This is a genomic window from Streptomyces sp. NPDC048659, assembly GCF_040650575.1.
Classification (GTDB): Bacteria; Actinomycetota; Actinomycetes; order Streptomycetales; family Streptomycetaceae; genus Streptomyces.
Window position 1 is genome coordinate 50,614 of record NZ_JBEZHM010000013.1, and the last position, 17,155, is coordinate 67,768.

Consider the following 17,155-nt stretch of genomic DNA (forward strand, 5'->3'; position numbering starts at 1 on the left):
CCGGCATCTAATCCGGTGATGCCGCCGCCCACCGCCGCAAAGCCAGGCAGGGACACATTTCCCACCCGATCGTGCGACGCGGGCGGTTACGCTCTGTTCGAACAGAATCGGAGGGGACGATGTCGGAGCAGTGGCCTGAGGGGCCCCACGCGGATCCGGAGATGGCACGGAAACGCTATGACGGCGATCTCCGGGCCTCCCGCGAAGCACTGCGTGCGACGGTCAGGGCAGACCTGCCGACCGCGCATGTCGGCCTTGGAATCGTCATCGTGGCGAGCGCCGTTCTCGGACTGCTCGCAGGACTCCCCTTCGGAGCCCTCCTCGCCGGGCTCTTCGGCGGCCTGTTCCTTGTCGTCCTGGTGGCACTGCGTCTTCGTGGCGCCCGAGCGCTGGACGCGGGCCGTCGGGCCTACCTATTCACCTTCGGCTGGGCCAACTGGGTATAGGCACTCGGTGTCCCGCACGTCCGAGCGGGACACCGAACGAGGAGACGGACTACTTGGCGGCGTCCAGGGCCGCGAGCGCCTGGGCCCAGCGGGCGTACTTGAGCTCCGCGAGGTCCGCGACGGTCTTGACGCCGAACGCCTCGTCCAGGAGCTCGCCGTCCCGCTCGGAGACGCCCTTCAGGGCCGCGACGGGCGCGGCGAGGATCTCCGGGAGGCTCTTGCCCGCCCACGCCGAGTCCAGCACCTTGTCGAGATCGATCGAAGCCATGGCATACCTCCGCCGGTCGAGAGGCGCGACGACCGCACCTCTACACGCTTGTAGAGGATAGGCGGAGGGCGCGCGCTCGACCGGGCGGATGATCGACTCTCCGCCAGAATCGTCCGAAAGAGCTCACCACGAGGCCCCGGCCAGGACGCTGAACACCTCCAAGGCCGCCCCGGCCCCCCGACATCTGCGCCCGTACCCGCCCCCCTGCCCGCGCCCGTATGCGTACCGATGCAGCCCGCTGACCTGCCGACTCTCGGCCTCACCGTAGACTTCTCGAAGGAACACAAGGGGGCAGAAACATGAAGGCCGAAGGCAAGGAAGTCGCTAAGGGCTGGGGATTCTGGTTGCTTTTCAGCATCATCACCATGGACGCCAGGGACAGCCCGGATCTGGCCGACACGATCACGCAGGTCATCCTCGGGCTCTACACCCTCGCGATCCTCTGGGGCACCGTGCGGTTCTTGCACCGCCTCGTCACCTCCAGGTCGAAGCGAAGCGCGGCCGGGACCTCGGCTCTCGCGCATCCGGACGCGTCGGCGGGCAACACCCTGCCGAGCGGACACTCCGAGAGCACCGGCGCCCCGCACTAGTGCCGTGACTGCAAAGGTCTACCGGGTTGCTCGTTGTGCTGGTTGGAAGTGACGACTTCAACCAGCAAGGGGTGACATGGCGCCACCGGTCAGGGCCCGGCGGTTAACGGAGCAGGAGGGGTAGAAGTTCCTGCGGATCGTGAGGCAGGGCAGCACAAGCTCAGTGCGGTTTCGGCGGGCGATGATGCTGCTGGCCCCGGCGGCCTTCGACGCCAAGCTGAAGCGGATCGAGGACGTAGTCAACAAGCGCCTGGACCGCACGTTCGATCTCGACGAGTTCGGGCCGCTGGGCATCCGCCCCGCCGCCGGCTCCTGCTGGGCCAAGCAGAGCCGCCCTGAACAGCTGCCGGCCACTTACCGCCGCACCCACGGAATCACCTACTTCCACGGCTGCTACGCCGTCGGCGACGACAAAGTATGGGGAGTCAACCGGCGTCGCAAGGGCATCGACCACACCTGGGCCGCCCTACGGTCGATCCGCGCAGCCCGCCCGGACGGCGCCTTGATCTACGTGATCCTCGACAACCTCTCCGCCCACCTGAACCGGAAGATCCACAGGTGGGCGACGAGGACCAAGGTCGAGCTGTGCTTCACACCTACCTACGCGTCCCGGGCCGGCCCCATCGAGCCCCACTTCGGACCGCCAAGGGAGTTCACCCTGGCCAACTCGAACCATCCGGACCACACCGTCCAGACCCGGGCCCTGCACGATTACCTGCGCTGGCGCAACAAGAACGCCCGCCACCCCGATGTCTTGGCCGCCCAACGACGCGAACGAGCACGCATCCGCAGCGAGAAAGGCATCCGCTGGGGTGGGCTTCCACGCCGAACAGCCGCCTAACCAGTCAGCGCTCCAGACTGTCAGGACACCAGCGCCGCGTGCAGCGCGTCGAACATCTCGCGCAAGTCCGGGGTGGAGATCGGATCAAGTTCCATCTGAAGGTGGCAGACCGTGTCGTCCCCGTTGGGGGTCAACCGCACGAAGAAGGCAAAACCGTCCCCGACGGGCTGAGCCTTCAATGCCAGGGGATTATTACGGCCAGGCGTCACCACGGCCGAGAAGCCCGCGCCTGACGCCGCGTCCAGACGCGAGAGCATGTGCCGCGCGAAGTCCGCGACTTCAGCATCACTGAGGTACGCGGTGAAGTCGGCTGTCAGCCGGGAGCACCAGTCGGCACTGACCTGCCAGGTGTCGCCACCGGTCCGAGACAGGTCCAGCCACGCATCATCCGTGCCGAGGCGCATCTGCGGCTCTTCCATCCCAGCCCTCCGGCATCCAGTCGTGGGTTCAAGATCCTATAGCGCGCATCACTGCCACCTGTGTCGCCGAGCGCATCCAACAAGCCACACGACCCGACGAACCTTCCCGGTCAGAGCACTAGAGCACTTGCGACGCACGTCTTAGCCGCGGCGCAGCGTGTAGATGTCCCACGTGTCGGGGTCTCCCATGAAGACGTACAGCTTCGGGTGGGCGGCGGAGCCGTAGGTGTTCCAGCTGTCCATAAGGCCCGGGCACGCGTCGATGGTCACGTCGACGCGCTGGGAGGTGGGGCTGTCGGCGGGGGTGTAGGTCCAGGTGCCCGCGCCGGTGCACTCCTTGGCCAGGGGTTGGGTGCTGTGCTCGTCGTAGGTGAAGGTCTTGACCCTGTTCGCGGTGGCCGTGCCGTCGGGGGCGAGGGTGAGGGTGCCGCCCTCGCCGTCGGCGTACGTGCCGGCCACCTGCGCCTCGTCCAGGCGCGGCGCCTCGTAGCCGACCCCCGCGAAGACGGCGATGCCCGCCAGCGTGAAGGCGGTGACGGCGGCGAGCGTCCCCCACAGCGCGATGTACCCGAACATCGCTCCCCCGGAGAGCCGCGGGCGCTCCGGCAGGAGCAGCCTGCGGGCGGTCAGGGCCGGTACGGCGAGCGCCACCGTCGCCACGAGCCATCCGGCGACGCACCCCAGAAGGCCGGTCTCGCCCGTCAGCGCCTCCGCGCCCGCGGGCAGGGCCGCCACGCCTCCCGCGGCCGCCGGAACCCACCACCACGCCTCGCGGCCGGACACGGCTCGGCCCAGCCGGGCGGCAACGGCGAGCATCGGCATCAGCACGCAGATCGACAGCAGCGCGGCCAGGGCCGCACCCGCCGCCGCCACGAACGGAAGCGCGACCACCATCACGAATACGGCGAGGCCGTTGTAGGGGAGCGGCGGCGTCTCCTTGGTCAGCTCCCACACGTACACCGCGATGACCGCGATCACCGCCTCGACGGACAGGACCGAGGTGCAGGCCACGACTACGGACCCGAAACGGTCCCGGATGCGTACCGTCCCCTGAGCAGGCGTCTCCAGGGGGTGGTCCACCATGATGATTGATCTTTCTGAACGCATTCAAATCCCCTCCTGGCGTCATCATGCACCACGCCTGTCCCGCCCGGCAGTCCAGCCCCCCTCCCCCACTCGTCCCCACCCGTCCCCAGAGGCAGCCGCCCGCAGCGGTGCTACGTTTCGGGGCGTGTCGAAGCATCAAGAGGTGACCCGGGCCGCCTACGACCAAGTCGTCGAGCTCTACGCGTCGTTGTTCGCCGACCGGCTGGAGACGCGGCCGTTCGCGCGGAGCATGGTCGGCACCTTCGCCGAGCTCGTACGGGACACGGGGAACCTGCGGGTCGCCGACGTCGGCTGCGGGCCCGGGCACCTCACGGCCATGCTGTGCGAACAGGGGCTGGACGCCATCGGGTTCGACCTCTCCCCCGCCATGGTCGACCACGCCCGGCGGGCCCAGCCGGCGCTGCGGTTCGAGCAGGCCCGCATGGAGGCCCTGCCGCTGGAGGACGGCGTGCTCGGCGGGATCCTGGCCCACTACTCGATGATCCACACACCGCCCGGGGAACTGCCCGCGCTGCTCGCCGAGCAGGCCCGCGTCCTCGCGCCGGGTGGCCTGATCCTGGTGTCCCTCTTCGGCACCGAGGGGCCCGAGCCGATCCGTTTCGACCACAAGGTGGCACCCGCCTACAGCTGGCCCGCCGCGCCCTTCACCGACCTACTGGCCCAGGCCGGACTCACCACCACGACCCGGCTCCTCCACGACCCCGCCTCCGAGCGGGGCTTCCTTGAGACTCATCTGCTCGCCCGGCGCTCGTAGGCCGCGACGCCGTGACGCCGTGACGCCGTGACGCCGTGACGCCGTGACGCCGTGAGATCGACTTCCTCGCCACCGGCTGATCTTCGCCGTTCTCGCGTCCGGATCTTGATATTTCTCGCCATCGGGGCGCGGCACGCCCTAGTCTGGCCCGCGCAGCTGGTTCGCCCCGTCCGCCAGGCGGGATGCGTCGTAAGAGGGAACCCGGTGGGAATCCGGGACTGCCCCGCAGCGGTGAGTGGGAACGACCGCCGTCATACGCACTGGGACCGGACAACGGTCCTGGGAAGCGACGGCCAGTAGGTGCCCTCCGGTCATGCCGGAGAGCGTGCCCGCGAGTCCGAAGACCTGCCCGTTGCCCGTGCGAGGACGTATTCCGCGCACGGTTTCACCGATGACCTCGTGGGCGGGTCGGCGTGGACGACGTACGGCCCGTCGCGGGCTCCCTCCGCGCTCCGGTCAGCGTGCTCCGCCTTCTCCTTCGCGCCCACGTCCCCTCATCGGGCCGTCCATCCGGGCACATCTCGCGAAGGAGAGTTCCGTGACCACCGAGTCCACCGCCGCTGCGGTACGAGCGACCGTGTACGGCTACCCCCGCCAGGGGCAGAACCGCGAACTGAAGAAGGCCATCGAGGGCTACTGGAAGGGCCGCGTCACCGCCGACGCCCTCCGCGCCACCGCCGCCGACCTCCGCCGGTCGAACTGGCACCAGCTGGCCGACGCCGGCGTCCACGAAGTGCCGACCGGCGACTTCTCGTACTACGACCACGTCCTCGACACCAGCCTCATGGTCGGCGCCATCCCCGCCCGCCACCGCGCCGCCGTCGACGCCGACCCGCTCGAAGGCTACTTCGCCATGGCCCGCGGCACCCAGGACATCGCGCCGCTGGAGATGACCAAGTGGTTCGACACCAACTACCACTACCTCGTCCCCGAACTCGGCCCCGACACCGTCTTCACCGCCGACTCCACCAAGCAGGTCGCCGAACTGACGGAAGCCCTCGCGCTCGGCCTGACCGCCCGCCCGGTCCTCGTCGGCCCCCTCACCTACCTCCTGCTCGCCAAGCCCGCACCCGGCGTCGCCGCCGACTTCGACCCGCTCACCCTTCTCGACCGGCTCCTCCCCGTCTACGCCGAAGTCCTCGCCGACCTGCGGGCCGCCGGCGCGGAATGGGTGCAGTTGGACGAGCCCGCACTCGTCCAGGACCGCACTCCCGCCGAGCTGAACGCCGCCGCCCGCGTCTACCGCGACCTCGGGGCGGCAGGCGACCGGCCCAAGCTGCTCGTCGCCTCCTACTTCGACCGCCTCGGCGACGCCCTCCACGTACTCGCCGCCGCCCCCGTGGACGGTCTCGCCCTCGACTTCACCGAGCGCGCCGCCGCCAACCTCGACGACCTCGCCACCGTCGGCGGACTACCCGGCAAGCGGCTCGTCGCCGGCGTCGTCAACGGCCGCAACATCTGGATCAACGACCACCAGAAGTCCCTCGCCACCCTCGCCACCCTGCTCGGCCTCGCCGACCGCGTCGACGTGGCCACCTCCTGCTCCCTGCTCCACGTCCCTCTCGACGCGGACGCCGAAGCCGACCTCGACCCCGAGGTCCGGCGCTGGCTCGCCTTCGCCCGCCAGAAGACCACCGAGGTCGTCACCCTCGCCCACGGCCTCGCCCACGGCACCGACGCGATCGCCACCGAACTCGCCGCCAACCGGGCCGACCTGGCCTCCCGCGCCGACTCCGCCCTCACCCGCGACCCCGCCGTCCGCGCCCGCACCGCCGCGATCACCGACGCGGACGGCCGCCGCTCCCAGCCCTACACCGAGCGCACCGCCGCCCAGCGCGCCCACCTCGGCCTGCCGGTGCTCCCGACCACCACGATCGGCTCCTTCCCGCAGACCGACGAGCTCCGCGTCGCCCGCGCCGACCTCCGGGCCGGCCGCATCGACACGGCCGGATACGAGGAGCGGATCAAGGACGAGATCCGCGAGGTCGTCTCGTACCAGGAGAAGACCGGCATCGACGTCCTCGTGCACGGCGAGCCCGAACGCAACGACATGGTCCAGTACTTCGCCGAGCAGCTCACCGGCTACGTCGCCACCCAGCACGGCTGGGTCCAGTCCTACGGCACCCGATACGTCCGGCCCCCGGTCCTCGCCGGAGACATCTCCCGCCCCGAACCCATGACGGTCCGCTGGACGACGTACGCCCAGGCACAGACCTCCAAGCCCGTCAAGGGCATGCTGACCGGGCCCGTGACCATGCTCGCCTGGTCGTTCGTACGCGACGACCAGCCACTCGGCGACACCGCCCGCCAGGTGGCACTCGCCCTGCGCGACGAAGTGAACGACCTGGAGGCGGCGGGCACTTCCGTCATCCAGGTCGACGAACCGGCCCTCCGGGAGACGCTGCCCCTGCGCGCCGCCGACCACGCCGCCTACCTCGCCTGGGCCACCGAATCCTTCCGCCTCTCCACCAGCGGCGTCCGCCCCGACACCCAGATCCACACCCACATGTGCTACGCCGAGTTCGGCGACATCGTCCAGGCCATCGACGACCTCGACGCCGACGTCATCAGCCTCGAAGCCGCCCGCTCCCACATGCAGGTCGCCGGCGAACTCGCCGCACACGGCTACCCGCGCGAGGCCGGCCCCGGCGTCTGGGACATCCACTCCCCCCGCGTCCCCAGCACCGCCGAGGCCGCCGCCCTGCTGCGCAAGGGCCTGGAGGCCATCCCCGCCGAGCGCCTGTGGGTCAACCCCGACTGCGGCCTGAAGACCCGCGCCTGGCCCGAGACCCGCGCCTCCCTGGAAAACCTCGTCGCGGCAGCCCGCGAGGTACGGACGGAGCTGGCGGCCGACAACGGCTGACGGGGCGGCGGCGCGACGGCCGGGCCGGACGCCCAGACGTTCGGCCCGGCCGGTCGCGCCCCGCAGGAGTACGCCACCCTGATGGCCCGACGCCGTCAGGGCGGCGCGGGGCCGAAGAGGCGGGTCGTGCCGGTGGTCCGGGGCCTGGCGGCGGCGAGCCGCCGTCCCCGGCCACGATCGGGCCGATCAGTGGCACTCCGCCGCTGCCGCCGCCGCACAAGGCCGCTCGTACGGGTCGGGCTACGGACAGCGACTCGGCTGGGAAGCCGCCGCCAGGGCGGCCGTGCTCGCGGGGCGGTCCGTCATCGAGGGTGTCGCCTCCTCCGTACGGCCGGAGGAGGCCGTGCCCGCTCGAAGGCTGCTGGAGGTCATGGATTCCACCCCGCCGTTTCCCGAGCCGTGAGGGCGGCAACCTGGCCGGTCGGGGGCTCGGAGGCGGGTCTCGCGGCCCGAGGGCGGGGCTCCCGGCCGTCGGCGCCGGGCGCCGCTCCGCTTCGTGCGCGCCTCGCGGTCACCGGGGCAGTTCGGCGGCCAGGAGGTCCATGAGGAGGCCGTCGTGCCAGGTACCGTCGGCGCCGCGTTCGTACTGGCGCATCACGCCCACCGGGCGGAAGCCCGCCTTCTCGTAGCAGCGGATCGCGGCCCGGTTGCCGGCCGCCGGGTCGATGACGAGGCGGTGGTGGCCCAGGTCGTCGATCAGGTGCCGGGCGAGGGTGCGGACGGCTTCGGTGCCGAGGCCCTGGCCGTGCACGGTCGGGTCGAGGAAGAGGTCGATGCCCGCGTGGCGGTAGTCCGGCTCCTCCTCCGCGTACCACTGGATCATGCCGACGATCCGGCCCTCGTGGAGCACCGTCAGGCAGTGGGTGGCCTCGTCCGCCAGGTCGGAGGCCACCTCCGCCGCCAGGTCGTCCTCGCCGCGCCAGTGCGCGCGGACTTCGGGGGTGGCGCGGATCGCGGCCAGGGCGGGGACGTCGGCGGGGACGGCGGGGCGCAGGGTGAGGCGGGGGCCGCGCAGTTCGTTCATGGGGCCAGCCTGCCTCGCGGGAGGCCGGGCGGGCCACCCGGTTGTGTTCCGTCGTGCCCGGTGGCCGTCCCCGGGTGATCCTGGGGGCATGGGTGGGCCGTTCCCGCGACGGCCGGCGCCCGGCTATCGGGCGGCGGCACGCGGGGCGCTGCGCGTCACGCTCGCCGCCGGGGTCGGCTTCTACGTGCTGCTGTACGGCTTCGGGCTCGTCGTCGGCGCGACGTACGCGCTGTTCGGGGCCGTCGCGATGGCGGGGCTCTCCCGCCTGCCCGGCTCCGGGCGGCAGCGGGCGGCGGTGCTGGCGGGCGTAGTGCCGGTGTGCTGGGCGCTGATCACGCTGGGCACCTATCTGTCGGTGCGCACGTGGAGCGCGGTGCTCGGGATGCTGGTCGTAGGGTTCGCGCTGGCGTTCGCGGCCGTCGGCGGGCCGCGTTTCGCGGGCGCGGCGACGGGGCTCCAGCTCATGTACATCCTGCCGTCGTTCCCGCCGTACGATCCCGGTTCGCTGGGCGAGCGTCTCGCGGGCGCCACGCTGGGGCTGGTACTGCTGGTCGTGGTGGAGTCGGCGGTCCTGCCCGAGCCCGCCGCGCCCTCCTACCGGGAGCGGGCCGCCCGTGCCGCCTTCGCGGCGGCGGAGTGCGCGGACCGGCTGCGGACGGCCCCGTACGTCCTGCCCGGGGCCGTGTCCCGCACCGCCCTGGAGCTGAGCTCGGGGTTGCGCTCCTCGCGCGTCCCGGAGGCCGAGCGGCCCGCCGGCGCGGGGCTGCGGCAGCGGGCGCTGGCCCATACCGGGCTCGCGACGCGCACGCTGCTCGGCCGCCTCGTCGTGCTGCCGCCGCCCCCGCCGGGGACGGCGGCCCTGGGCGCCGGTCCGCTGCGGGCCGTCGCCGAGGCGGCGCGGGAGGCGGGCGAGCGGCTGCGGGGAGGCGGGCCGGGGCAGGAGCCGGGGCCGGGGTCCGGCGGGCGGGCCCACGCCGGTCTGCTGCGGGCCCGGCGGGAGCTGGCCGCGGCGCCCGAGTACGGCGCTCCCGCCGTGCTGCGCCGCAACGCGGCCCTCCTGGAGGTCGCGGACGCGGCCCTCGCCCTGTCCACGGCCTCGGACCTCGCCGTCCGGGGCCGGGCGGCGGGTGTCCCGGCGCCGGGCCGGTTCTGGTACGCGCGGCAGCGGGCGCCGCAGCTGTGGTGGCGGCGGGTGTCGGGCCACGCGGGCGGACGGTCGGTGTTCTTCCAAAACGCCGTCCGCATCGGCCTGGCCCTGGCGGCGGCCCGGCTCGTCGCCGGTGTCGGCACCCTCCCGCACGGCTTCTGGGTGCTGCTGGCGACGCTGACCCTGACCCGCACGACGGTACGGGAGACCCGGGCGACGGTCCGGCGGGCACTGACCGGCACGGTCGTCGGCGCGCTCGTCGCGGCGGCGCTGCTGGCGTTCGTGGGCACGGACATCGCGGTGTACGCGGTGGCCCTGCCGCCGCTGATGCTGGTCACGTTCACGGTGGGCCCGGTCAAGGGCGTCGGCTGGGCGCAGGCGCTGTTCACCGTGGTGGTCGCCCTGGTCTTCGCGCAGTTGGCGCCGGCGACGTGGCGGCTCGCCGAGTTCCGGCTGCTCGACGTGCTGGCCGGCAGCGCGATCGGCGCCGTGTTCGGGCTGCTGGCCTGGCCGCGGGGCGCCCAGGACGAGTTGCGCCGGTCGGTCGCGGTGCTGCTGCGGGCCTCGGCGGAGGTCGTGGTGGCCACGACGGCGCGGGTCGCGGCGGGCGGGCGGCGCGTCCCGGTCGCTACGGCGCCCGGGCACCGCTCGCTGCGGCACGCCCTGGGCCTGGCGGAGTCGGCGTACGCGCAGTACCGGACCGAGCCCGAGGGCCCGGATCCGCCGTCGGAGCGCCGGGACTGGCAGGCGGCGCTGATCGCCGCGCACCACACCCTGTGGGGCGCCGACCGGCTGCTCGTACCGGCCGCCGGGCCTGTCGAGGTCCCGCCGCTGGGCCCGGCGGCCTCGGAGTCCGTCGTCCGCGCCGGTGACCGGGTCGCGGCGGGGATGCTGCTGGCCTCGGCCCACGTCGACCCGGCCGGGGACGCCGGAGACGCCGGAGACGCCGGAGACGCCGGGGAGGCCGGGGACGCCGGGGACGCCGGGGACGCCGGGGAGGCCAGGGCGGCCGGGGACACCGGGGAGGCTGGGGACGCCGGAAACGCGGCAGAGGCTGCAGAGGCTGAGGAAGCCGCCGAGGCCGGAAAAGCCGACTCGGTCCCGCCGTACGCCCCCGTGCCCGGCGCCGTCCTGTCCGCCGAGCCGCCGGGCGCGCCCCGCGCGTACTACGCGGCCGTGTCGTGGCTGGCCTCCCTGACGACGGACCTGGAGCGGCTGGGAGGACGGGCGGGGCGGGTGACATGATCCCCTCCAATACCCACCGAGGCCCACGGAGCGTCCATGAACAGCGAACCCGTCCCCTTCGAGGTCTACGAGGCCGGTGTCTTCCTCCACGGGACGAAGGCCGATCTCGCCCCCGGCGACCTGCTGAGCGCGGGCTACGAGTCGAACTACGAGGCGGGGCGGGTGTCCCGGCACGTCTACTTCTCCGAGACGCTGGACGCCGCCGTGTGGGGCGCCGAGCTCGCGGCGGGCGACGGTCCGGGGCGGATCTACGTGGTGGAGCCGACCGGCGAGCCGGAGGACGACCCCAACGTCACCGACAAGAAGTTCCCCGGCAATCCGACCCGTTCGTTCCGCACGCGCGAGCCGGTGCGGGTGGTGTCCGAGCTGGAGGGGTGGCGTGGGCACTCCGAGGAGAAGGTCCGGGCGATGCGGAAGGGGCTGGACGACCTGCGGAGCCGGGGCGCGGCCGTCATCTACGACTGACCGGGCCGGGCGGGTCCGTCACGCCCCGTCGACGAGGTGCTGGATGCCGGGGGCGTAGAGCTCCGCGAGCCGGGCGGCGTCGGCGTGGGCGGTGGCGCCGTCGGGGCGGTGGAGGCTGAGGGTGGCGCCCAGGCCCAGGAGCTGACCGGCGACGAGTTCGGCGCGCAGGCGGGCGTCGGGTCCGGTGAGGAGGGCGGCGAGCCGGTCGGTGACCTCAGCGCGGAAGCGGGCCCGCAGCAGGGTGCGTTCGTCCTCGATGCCGAGCGAGAAGACGACTCGCAGGAGCGGGTCGCCGCGCAGCCGGTCGCGCAGGTCGAGCATCGTGAGGACGAGGTGGCGGCCGAGGCCGGGCAGCGGGGCGTCGAAGAGTTCGGCGGCGGCGGGGCGGAAGTCGACGACCGTGTTGAACAGGGCCTCCTTGCTGCCGAAGCGCTTCACGATCAGGGAGGGGCTGACCCCCGCCGCGGCGGCGATCCCGCGCATGGTCACCTCGGCGTACGGCTTGAGCGTGAACGCCCGCCGCGCGGCGCGGATGATGGCCTCGCGCCCGGTCTCGGGGCCGGGGGCCGGGGCGGCGGTCTCGTCGGTGGTGCTCATGCGGTCCCTCGGGCGGCGCTGGCGGGCGGTGACACCGCGACCGTACCGCCCGCCCGGCCGTCGGCGCGCGGGGCGTCCCGGCCTGGCCGGTCGGAGGGCAGCAGGAGCGTGGCGACGAGGGCCGCGAGCGCGGCGCCGCCGGCGATCACGAAGATCAGCAGATAGGCGTGGAGCGTCGGCGCCGTGCCGCCGGCGGCGGTCGCGAACGTCAGGTGGGCCAGTACGGCGGTGACGACGGCGCTGCAACATGCCTGGCCGACCGAGCGCATCAGCGTGTTGAGCCCGTTGGCGGAGGCCGTCTCGCTGACCGGGACGGCCCGCATGACGAGGGCCGGGAGCGCCGAGTACGCGATCGCGGTGCCGCAGGCGACGACGGTCGCGCCCGCGACGATGAGCCAGAGGCTGTGGGTGGTGAAGACGCGCACCCCGTAGCCGAGGGCCATGACGACGGCGGCGAGCCCGAGGGCGGTGCGGGGCCCGTACGTGGCGGAGATCCGCGCCGAGACCGGCGACAGCGCCACCATCGCGAGCCCGCCCGGCAGCAGGCACAGGCCGCTGACGACGATGGACGCGCCGAGCCCGTAGCCGGTGCTCGTCGGCTCTTGGACGAGCTGCGCGGTGGCCAGGGAGTTGGCGTAGAAGGAGAAGCCGATGAACAGGGCCGCGAGGTTGGTCAGCAGCACGGCGGGCCGGCCGGACACCCTCAGGTCCAGGATCGGGGAGCTCGTGCGCAGCTCGTACACGCCCCACAGCAGGCCGACGGCCACGGAACCGCCGAGCAGTCCGAGCGTCAGCGGCGAGGTCCAGCCCCAGGAGGTGCCCTGGGTGATGGCCAGGAGCACGCCGACGAGCACGGCGGCCAGGCCCAGGGTGCCGGGGACGTCGAAGCGTCCGGGGGCGCGCACGGACGACTCGGGCACGATCCACAGCACGAGCAGCAGATCGAGCAGGCCGAGTCCGGCGGACGCCCAGAACATGGTGTGCCAGTCGAAGTTCTCCGTGACGACGGCGGCGAGCGGCAGTCCGACGGCGGCGCCGATGCCGAGGGTGGAGCTCATGAGGGCGATGGAGGGCAGGATCCGCTCGGCGGGGAGCTCATCGCGGATGATGCTGATGCCCAGCGGGATCACGGCGAGGGCGGCGCCCTGGAGGGCCCGGCCGGTGATCAGCACCCCGATGTCGGAGGTGACGGCGCAGAGCGCGGAGCCGAGGGTCAGCACGCCGAGCGAGGCGAGCAGCACCCGGCGCTTGCCGTACATGTCGCCGACCCGGCCGAGCACCGGCGTGAACACCGCCCCGGTGAGCAGGGTGACCGTCACGAGCCAGCCGGCGGCGCCGGTGCTCGCCCCGGTCAGCTCGGGGACGTGCGGCAGCAGCGGCACGACGAGCGTCTGCATGACGGCGACGACCACGCCGCAGAACGCCAGGACGGGGACGATCAGCCGGGTACGGGCGGGGGCGGAGGCGGGGCCGGAGGCCGGATCGGGCGCGGGTATCGCGGGTATCTCGGGAGGCATGGTGCTCCAGGGCAGGGAAGGGGTGCACATCTGTTCACCCCCAGGGTAAACAGGCGTACACCCCCCGCCAAGACCGCCCCCCCTTCAACCCCCCGCCAGTCCCCTGCCAGCCCCCCGTCAGCCCCGCACCCGACCCCACACCCGACCCCGCGCCGGATCAGGCTTCGGTGTAGTGGGCGGCGTACTCCCCGCTCGGCGGGACGACGGTGATCACGTCGATCAGTACGCCGTCGGGGGCGGCGACGATGAAGTGCCGCTGGCCGAACTCCTCCGTGCGCAGCGACAGCGCCTCGGGCAGTCCCGCCACGGTCACGAGCCGGTGGTGCTCGGCGTCCACGTCGGCCACCTCGAAGTTGAGCAGCAGGCCGCCCTGGAGCGCCGCGCGGTGCCCCTCGGGGACGGTCGGGTGGGCGTGGTCGAGGAGGGCCAGCTCGTACTGGGGGGCGTCGGGGCGGCGCAGGCTGACGTACCAGTCCGCCTCGAAGGTCACCTCGAACCCGAGGTGGCGGGTGTAGAAGTCGCGTGAGGCCGCGACGTCCCGGGTGGCCAGGACCGGATAGAAGCCGGTCAGGGTGGGTGTAGGGGTGGAGGCGGGTGCGGGAGCGGGAGTGGACGTCACGGCGGTTCACCTTCTGCGTGGCTCTGATCCATTTCACATACCTGGGGTATGTGAATCGTGGAGTTAGCATACCCGGGGTACGCGAAAGAGGAAGGGCGGTGCTCCATGACGGCGGTCAACCGGGCCGAGCAGCGGGCGGCGACACGGCGGGCGCTACTGGACGAGGGGCGGCGGCGGTTCGCCGCCGACGGCTACCACCAAGTGGTGCTGGCCGAGGTGGCGCGGGCGGTCGGCGTCACGAAGGGGGCCGCGTACCACCACTTCGACAGCAAGGCGGGCCTCTTCCGGGCCGTCGTCGCCGAGGTCCAGGAGGAGCTGGGCGAGCGGGTCGCGGCCACGGCGGAGCGGCACGAGGACCTGTGGGAGCAACTGCGGGCCGGTTCCCACGCCTTCCTCGCCGCCGGGACCGACCCGGCCGTGCGGCGGATCCTGCTGGTCGACGCGCCGACCGTGCTCGGCTGGGACGAATGGCGGGCGCTCGACGACCGGTCCTCCGCCCGGCACCTCGCCGAGGCCCTGACGGCGCTCGTGTCGGCGGGCGTCATCGCCGAGCAGCCGGTCGAGCCCCTGGCCCGGCTGCTGTCGGGCGCGATGAACGAAGCCGCGCTCTGGATCGCGGGCGGCGGTGACGCGCGCGCGGCGGAGCAGGCCCTCGACCGGCTCCTGGCCGGGCTCCGCACGGCGGGCTGACGGCGGGGCCCGGCGGCGGGCGGGTGAGGCGCGAGGGGCGGGGCGCCCTCAGACCAGGGGCAGGTGGGAGTGGGACGCGCGGCGGGCGGCGGCGAGGAGCGCGTGGGTCTGCAGGCCGACCTGGTCGGCGTCGTCGACGGGTGTCGGGAACGCCAGCCGCACGTCCCGCCACCCGGTGGCCGACTCCAGCCGCAGGGTGATGCCGTACCGGTCGAGCGCGAGCGGCAGCGCCCGCACCAGCCCGCGCGTGGCGGCGGGTTCGACGAGCCGGAGCAGCAGGGTGACGAGCTCCGGGTGGGCGTCCGCGAGGTGGTGGAGCATCGACGCCTCGGAGACCGCCAGCGGATCCGTCCGCGCCACCTCCAGCTGTCGGAAGGTGACGTAGTCGCGCCCCGCCGGGCCTTCCAGGACCGCCTGGTCGAGCCGCATGCAGACGCTCTCGGCGGAGTCGGTCCGGTAGGGCGCGGCGACGAGCCCGGTGAGGGTGACCCGGGCGCGCACCCGGTCCCGTACCGGCGCCGGCGCGATGTCGGTGAGTTCGAGGCGCATCGGCAGCCGCGGCACGTGCTGGTCGGGGCCGGACTCCTCGTCGGGGTCGTGGAGATGGACGCGCCCCAGCGCGCCCGCCCCGTCGAGGTCGCGGATCTCGTGTTCGAGGCCGTCGCAGACCACGGTCATGGAGTGGGCGGCCAGCACGATCGACCGCATCCGCTCGGCGGGGGTCGGCTGGACGGCGGGCCTGGCGTGAAGGCGCATGGGGTCTCCATGGGAAGGTCACAGACACTCAACTTAGGTAAGCCTAACCTAATTCAGCGCGCCGTCGCGCGGATGATGACCAGCGATCCCTCGTACGTGGGCCGGCCGCGGAGATGACCGAAGCGCTCGTCCCACTCCCCCGACCGGAGTTCGCCGCGCAGGGACGTGTCGAACCGCTCGCGGACCCGGTCGTCGACGAAGCTCCAGGCCGAGCCCGCCCGGCGGGCCGCCGGGTCGAGGAGCAGTTCCGGGCGGGCGTAGTACGCCTCGTCGAAGGTGTCGGCGCAGTCGGCGGGGATGGGGACGCGCCGCACCGTCGAGACGCCGCCCAGGGTGGCGGCCAGCCGCGCGATCGGCGGATGGCGCCGCGACTCGACGGCCAGCACCTCGGGCGCGTACCGGTTGAGCCAGAACCCCCGCACCCGCGAGGGGTCGGGCGCGAGGAGCACGACGGGCCCGCGCGTCACCCGGCGCAGCTCCCGGAGCCGGGGGACGGGATCGGGGACGTACGGGGCATTGCAGAGCATCATCGCCGCGTCGAAGTCCCCGTCGCCGAACGGGAGTCGGGCGGCGTCCGGATCGGGCAGCGAGCCCGCGTCCAGCACCGTCCGGGCGGGCCCGAGGGCCTCCGCCACGAGACGGGCGATGCGTTCGTCGGGGCTGGAGCGGGAGGGTGCGCCGGGGCGGGCGCAGGGAGTATGGGGATCGGCGGGAACGGTGGTCATCGGGGCTGCCTCGACTTTCGCGGGCCTGTCGGCATCGGGTTCTCGCTCGGCCTCGGGGGCCGCGGACGCGCGTCTACTCGCCGTACGGCGGTTGGCGGACCGTCCCGTCGGCCGGGCCCGTCCGGTAGGGCCAGGCCGGGGCCGGCGACGGGTACGGGGCCGGGGCCCAGTCGGCGGAGGCACTGGCACCAGCACCGGCACCAACCCCAGCTCCCCCCGCACCCGCACCCGTCCCGTCCAGCGCCCCGACCTGTTCCGCCGAGATCGCGTCGGGGTCGGCCTCGGTGCCGCGGCCCAGGTGGTTCAGGAGGTAGTTCAGGACGATCGCGACCAGGCAGCCCGCGGTGATGCCCGAGCCGAGCACGGTCGCCGCCGGGGCGGGCAGTTGGTCGTAGAACTCCGGGTCCAGGACGGGGAAGAGGCCGAGGGCGAGGGTGACGGAGACGATCAGCGCGTTGTGCCCGGTGCCGAGGGCGGCCTTGGCCAGCGTGCGGATGCCGGCGACGGCGACGGAGCCGAAGAACACCACCCCCGCGCCGCCGAGTACGGGCAGCGGGACGAGGGCGACCAGCGAGCCGAGGACCGGCACGAAGCCCATCAGGACCAGGATGGCGCCGCAGAGCGTGACGACGTACCGGCTGCGGATGCGGCTGAGCGCGACCAGGCCGACGTTCTGCGCGTACGACGTGCTGGTGAACGCCCCGAGGACGCCGCCGAGCGCCGTCGCGAGGCCGAGGGCGCGCAGGCTCCCGGCGATGGTGCGGTCCTGGGTCGGGCGTTCGGTCACCGCGCCCAGCGCCAGCAGCGCGGCGGTGGACTCCATCATCGACACGACCATCACCACGACGGCGGTGGCGATCACGGTGGGGACGAACTCCGGCGCGCCGAACCCGAAGGGGGCGGGAAGAGCGAACAGCGGTGCCTGGGCGAGGGGTTCGAGGTCGACCTTGCCGAGGGGCACGGCGATCAAGGTGCCCGCGAGCATCCCGATCAGGATGGCGACCCGGCCCAGGAAGCGGCCGGAGAGCACCCGGTGCACGGCCAGGGTGAAGGATCTCGTCGACCGGGTGGGGCGAGGTCCG

Annotated in this window: 18 protein-coding genes and 1 riboswitch; of the genes, 8 read left to right on the forward strand and 10 right to left on the reverse strand. The window is 73.3% G+C overall.

Annotated features, from left to right (window positions below):
* Window positions 1–269: 269 nt before the first annotated feature.
* The gene (locus AB0C99_RS12965; RefSeq protein ID WP_362473687.1) at window positions 270–446 is read left to right on the forward strand and encodes a hypothetical protein; all 177 of its coding nucleotides are present in this window, start codon (window positions 270–272) and stop codon (window positions 444–446) included.
* Window positions 447–495: 49 nt separating this feature from the next.
* On the opposite strand, the gene AB0C99_RS12970 is transcribed toward AB0C99_RS12965, so the two are convergent.
* Window positions 496–714, reverse strand: a complete 219-nt coding sequence (locus AB0C99_RS12970; protein ID WP_362473689.1) for a hypothetical protein — start codon at window positions 712–714, stop codon at window positions 496–498.
* A 299-nt stretch (window positions 715–1,013) separates the two neighbouring features.
* On the opposite strand from AB0C99_RS12970, the gene AB0C99_RS12975 reads away from it, so the two are divergent.
* Window positions 1,014–1,304, forward strand: coding sequence for a hypothetical protein (locus AB0C99_RS12975; RefSeq protein ID WP_362473692.1), 291 nt, complete (start codon window positions 1,014–1,016; stop codon window positions 1,302–1,304).
* A 130-nt stretch (window positions 1,305–1,434) separates the two neighbouring features.
* Window positions 1,435–2,145, forward strand: a complete 711-nt coding sequence (locus tag AB0C99_RS12980; protein WP_362473962.1) for a transposase — start codon at window positions 1,435–1,437, stop codon at window positions 2,143–2,145.
* Window positions 2,146–2,165: 20 nt separating this feature from the next.
* Here AB0C99_RS12980 and AB0C99_RS12985 read toward each other — a convergent pair whose 3' ends face one another.
* Together AB0C99_RS12985 and AB0C99_RS12990 are read right to left on the reverse strand one after the other, a co-directional pair.
* On the reverse strand, window positions 2,166–2,564 hold the full coding sequence (locus AB0C99_RS12985) for a hypothetical protein (protein WP_362473695.1): 399 nt from the start codon (window positions 2,562–2,564) through the stop codon (window positions 2,166–2,168).
* A gap of 141 nt (window positions 2,565–2,705) precedes the next feature.
* Window positions 2,706–3,647: a hypothetical protein gene (locus AB0C99_RS12990; RefSeq protein WP_362473698.1), complete on the reverse strand. Its 942-nt coding sequence runs from the start codon at window positions 3,645–3,647 to the stop codon at window positions 2,706–2,708.
* 148 nt (window positions 3,648–3,795) lie between these two features.
* Between AB0C99_RS12990 and AB0C99_RS12995 the strand changes: the two genes are divergently transcribed.
* Together AB0C99_RS12995 and metE are read left to right on the forward strand one after the other, a co-directional pair.
* On the forward strand, window positions 3,796–4,425 hold the full coding sequence (locus AB0C99_RS12995; RefSeq protein ID WP_362473701.1) for a class I SAM-dependent methyltransferase: 630 nt from the start codon (window positions 3,796–3,798) through the stop codon (window positions 4,423–4,425).
* A gap of 140 nt (window positions 4,426–4,565) precedes the next feature.
* Window positions 4,566–4,793: riboswitch (cobalamin riboswitch) on the forward strand.
* A gap of 170 nt (window positions 4,794–4,963) precedes the next feature.
* On the forward strand, window positions 4,964–7,288 hold the full coding sequence (metE, locus tag AB0C99_RS13000; RefSeq protein WP_362473703.1) for a 5-methyltetrahydropteroyltriglutamate--homocysteine S-methyltransferase: 2,325 nt from the start codon (window positions 4,964–4,966) through the stop codon (window positions 7,286–7,288).
* A 511-nt stretch (window positions 7,289–7,799) separates the two neighbouring features.
* Here the strand turns inward: metE and AB0C99_RS13005 are convergent.
* Window positions 7,800–8,312, reverse strand: coding sequence for a GNAT family protein (locus AB0C99_RS13005; RefSeq protein ID WP_362473706.1), 513 nt, complete (start codon window positions 8,310–8,312; stop codon window positions 7,800–7,802).
* An 88-nt stretch (window positions 8,313–8,400) separates the two neighbouring features.
* On the opposite strand from AB0C99_RS13005, the gene AB0C99_RS13010 reads away from it, so the two are divergent.
* Window positions 8,401–10,704 carry an FUSC family protein gene (locus tag AB0C99_RS13010; protein WP_362473709.1) on the forward strand — a complete coding sequence of 768 codons (2,304 nt, stop codon included), beginning with the start codon at window positions 8,401–8,403 and terminating at the stop codon, window positions 10,702–10,704.
* A 36-nt stretch (window positions 10,705–10,740) separates the two neighbouring features.
* Window positions 10,741–11,169 (forward strand): NAD(+)--rifampin ADP-ribosyltransferase, encoded by a 429-nt coding sequence (gene arr, locus AB0C99_RS13015; RefSeq protein WP_362473712.1) that lies wholly within the window; start codon window positions 10,741–10,743, stop codon window positions 11,167–11,169.
* Between the two features lie 18 nt (window positions 11,170–11,187).
* Here the strand turns inward: arr and AB0C99_RS13020 are convergent, their stop codons facing one another.
* The 3 genes from AB0C99_RS13020 to AB0C99_RS13030 form a co-directional block, all read right to left on the reverse strand.
* A complete protein-coding gene (locus AB0C99_RS13020) occupies window positions 11,188–11,766 on the reverse strand; it encodes a TetR family transcriptional regulator (protein WP_362473715.1) in 579 nt (192 codons plus the stop codon).
* Window positions 11,763–13,283: an MFS transporter gene (locus AB0C99_RS13025; RefSeq protein WP_362473717.1), complete on the reverse strand. Its 1,521-nt coding sequence runs from the start codon at window positions 13,281–13,283 to the stop codon at window positions 11,763–11,765. The genes AB0C99_RS13020 and AB0C99_RS13025 overlap by 4 nt, the downstream gene beginning before the upstream one ends.
* Before the next feature lie 157 nt (window positions 13,284–13,440).
* Complete coding sequence (locus AB0C99_RS13030; protein ID WP_362473720.1) at window positions 13,441–13,902, reverse strand: VOC family protein; 462 nt, start codon at window positions 13,900–13,902, stop codon at window positions 13,441–13,443.
* 105 nt (window positions 13,903–14,007) lie between these two features.
* Here AB0C99_RS13030 and AB0C99_RS13035 point away from each other — a divergent pair, with 105 nt between their 5' ends.
* Window positions 14,008–14,592, forward strand: a complete 585-nt coding sequence (locus tag AB0C99_RS13035; RefSeq protein ID WP_362473723.1) for a TetR/AcrR family transcriptional regulator — start codon at window positions 14,008–14,010, stop codon at window positions 14,590–14,592.
* A gap of 48 nt (window positions 14,593–14,640) precedes the next feature.
* Here the strand turns inward: AB0C99_RS13035 and AB0C99_RS13040 are convergent, their stop codons facing one another.
* From AB0C99_RS13040 to AB0C99_RS13050, 3 genes are all read right to left on the reverse strand, one after another.
* Entirely contained in the window at window positions 14,641–15,348 is a 708-nt protein-coding gene (locus tag AB0C99_RS13040) for a DUF2470 domain-containing protein (protein ID WP_362473726.1), read from the reverse strand.
* A 53-nt stretch (window positions 15,349–15,401) separates the two neighbouring features.
* Window positions 15,402–16,073: an SAM-dependent methyltransferase gene (locus AB0C99_RS13045; RefSeq protein WP_362473729.1), complete on the reverse strand. Its 672-nt coding sequence runs from the start codon at window positions 16,071–16,073 to the stop codon at window positions 15,402–15,404.
* A gap of 73 nt (window positions 16,074–16,146) precedes the next feature.
* Window positions 16,147–17,112: a solute carrier family 23 protein gene (locus tag AB0C99_RS13050; RefSeq protein ID WP_362473731.1), complete on the reverse strand. Its 966-nt coding sequence runs from the start codon at window positions 17,110–17,112 to the stop codon at window positions 16,147–16,149.
* Window positions 17,113–17,155 lie beyond the last annotated feature (43 nt).

Excerpts from the sequence above, each read along its gene's own strand:
- AB0C99_RS12970 (WP_362473689.1), bottom strand. The coding sequence starts at position 714 with ATGGCTTCGATCGATCTCGACAAGGTGCTGGACTCGGCGTGGGCGGGC.
- AB0C99_RS12975 (WP_362473692.1), top strand. The coding sequence starts at position 1,014 with ATGAAGGCCGAAGGCAAGGAAGTCGCTAAGGGCTGGGGATTCTGGTTG.
- AB0C99_RS12985 (WP_362473695.1), bottom strand. The coding sequence starts at position 2,564 with ATGGAAGAGCCGCAGATGCGCCTCGGCACGGATGATGCGTGGCTGGAC.
- AB0C99_RS12990 (WP_362473698.1), bottom strand. The coding sequence starts at position 3,647 with ATGGTGGACCACCCCCTGGAGACGCCTGCTCAGGGGACGGTACGCATC.
- AB0C99_RS13005 (WP_362473706.1), bottom strand. The coding sequence starts at position 8,312 with ATGAACGAACTGCGCGGCCCCCGCCTCACCCTGCGCCCCGCCGTCCCC.
- AB0C99_RS13010 (WP_362473709.1), top strand. The coding sequence starts at position 8,401 with ATGGGTGGGCCGTTCCCGCGACGGCCGGCGCCCGGCTATCGGGCGGCG.
- arr (WP_362473712.1), top strand. The coding sequence starts at position 10,741 with ATGAACAGCGAACCCGTCCCCTTCGAGGTCTACGAGGCCGGTGTCTTC.
- AB0C99_RS13020 (WP_362473715.1), bottom strand. The coding sequence starts at position 11,766 with ATGAGCACCACCGACGAGACCGCCGCCCCGGCCCCCGGCCCCGAGACC.
- AB0C99_RS13025 (WP_362473717.1), bottom strand. The coding sequence starts at position 13,283 with ATGCCTCCCGAGATACCCGCGATACCCGCGCCCGATCCGGCCTCCGGC.
- AB0C99_RS13035 (WP_362473723.1), top strand. The coding sequence starts at position 14,008 with ATGACGGCGGTCAACCGGGCCGAGCAGCGGGCGGCGACACGGCGGGCG.
- AB0C99_RS13040 (WP_362473726.1), bottom strand. The coding sequence starts at position 15,348 with ATGCGCCTTCACGCCAGGCCCGCCGTCCAGCCGACCCCCGCCGAGCGG.
- AB0C99_RS13045 (WP_362473729.1), bottom strand. The coding sequence starts at position 16,073 with ATGACCACCGTTCCCGCCGATCCCCATACTCCCTGCGCCCGCCCCGGC.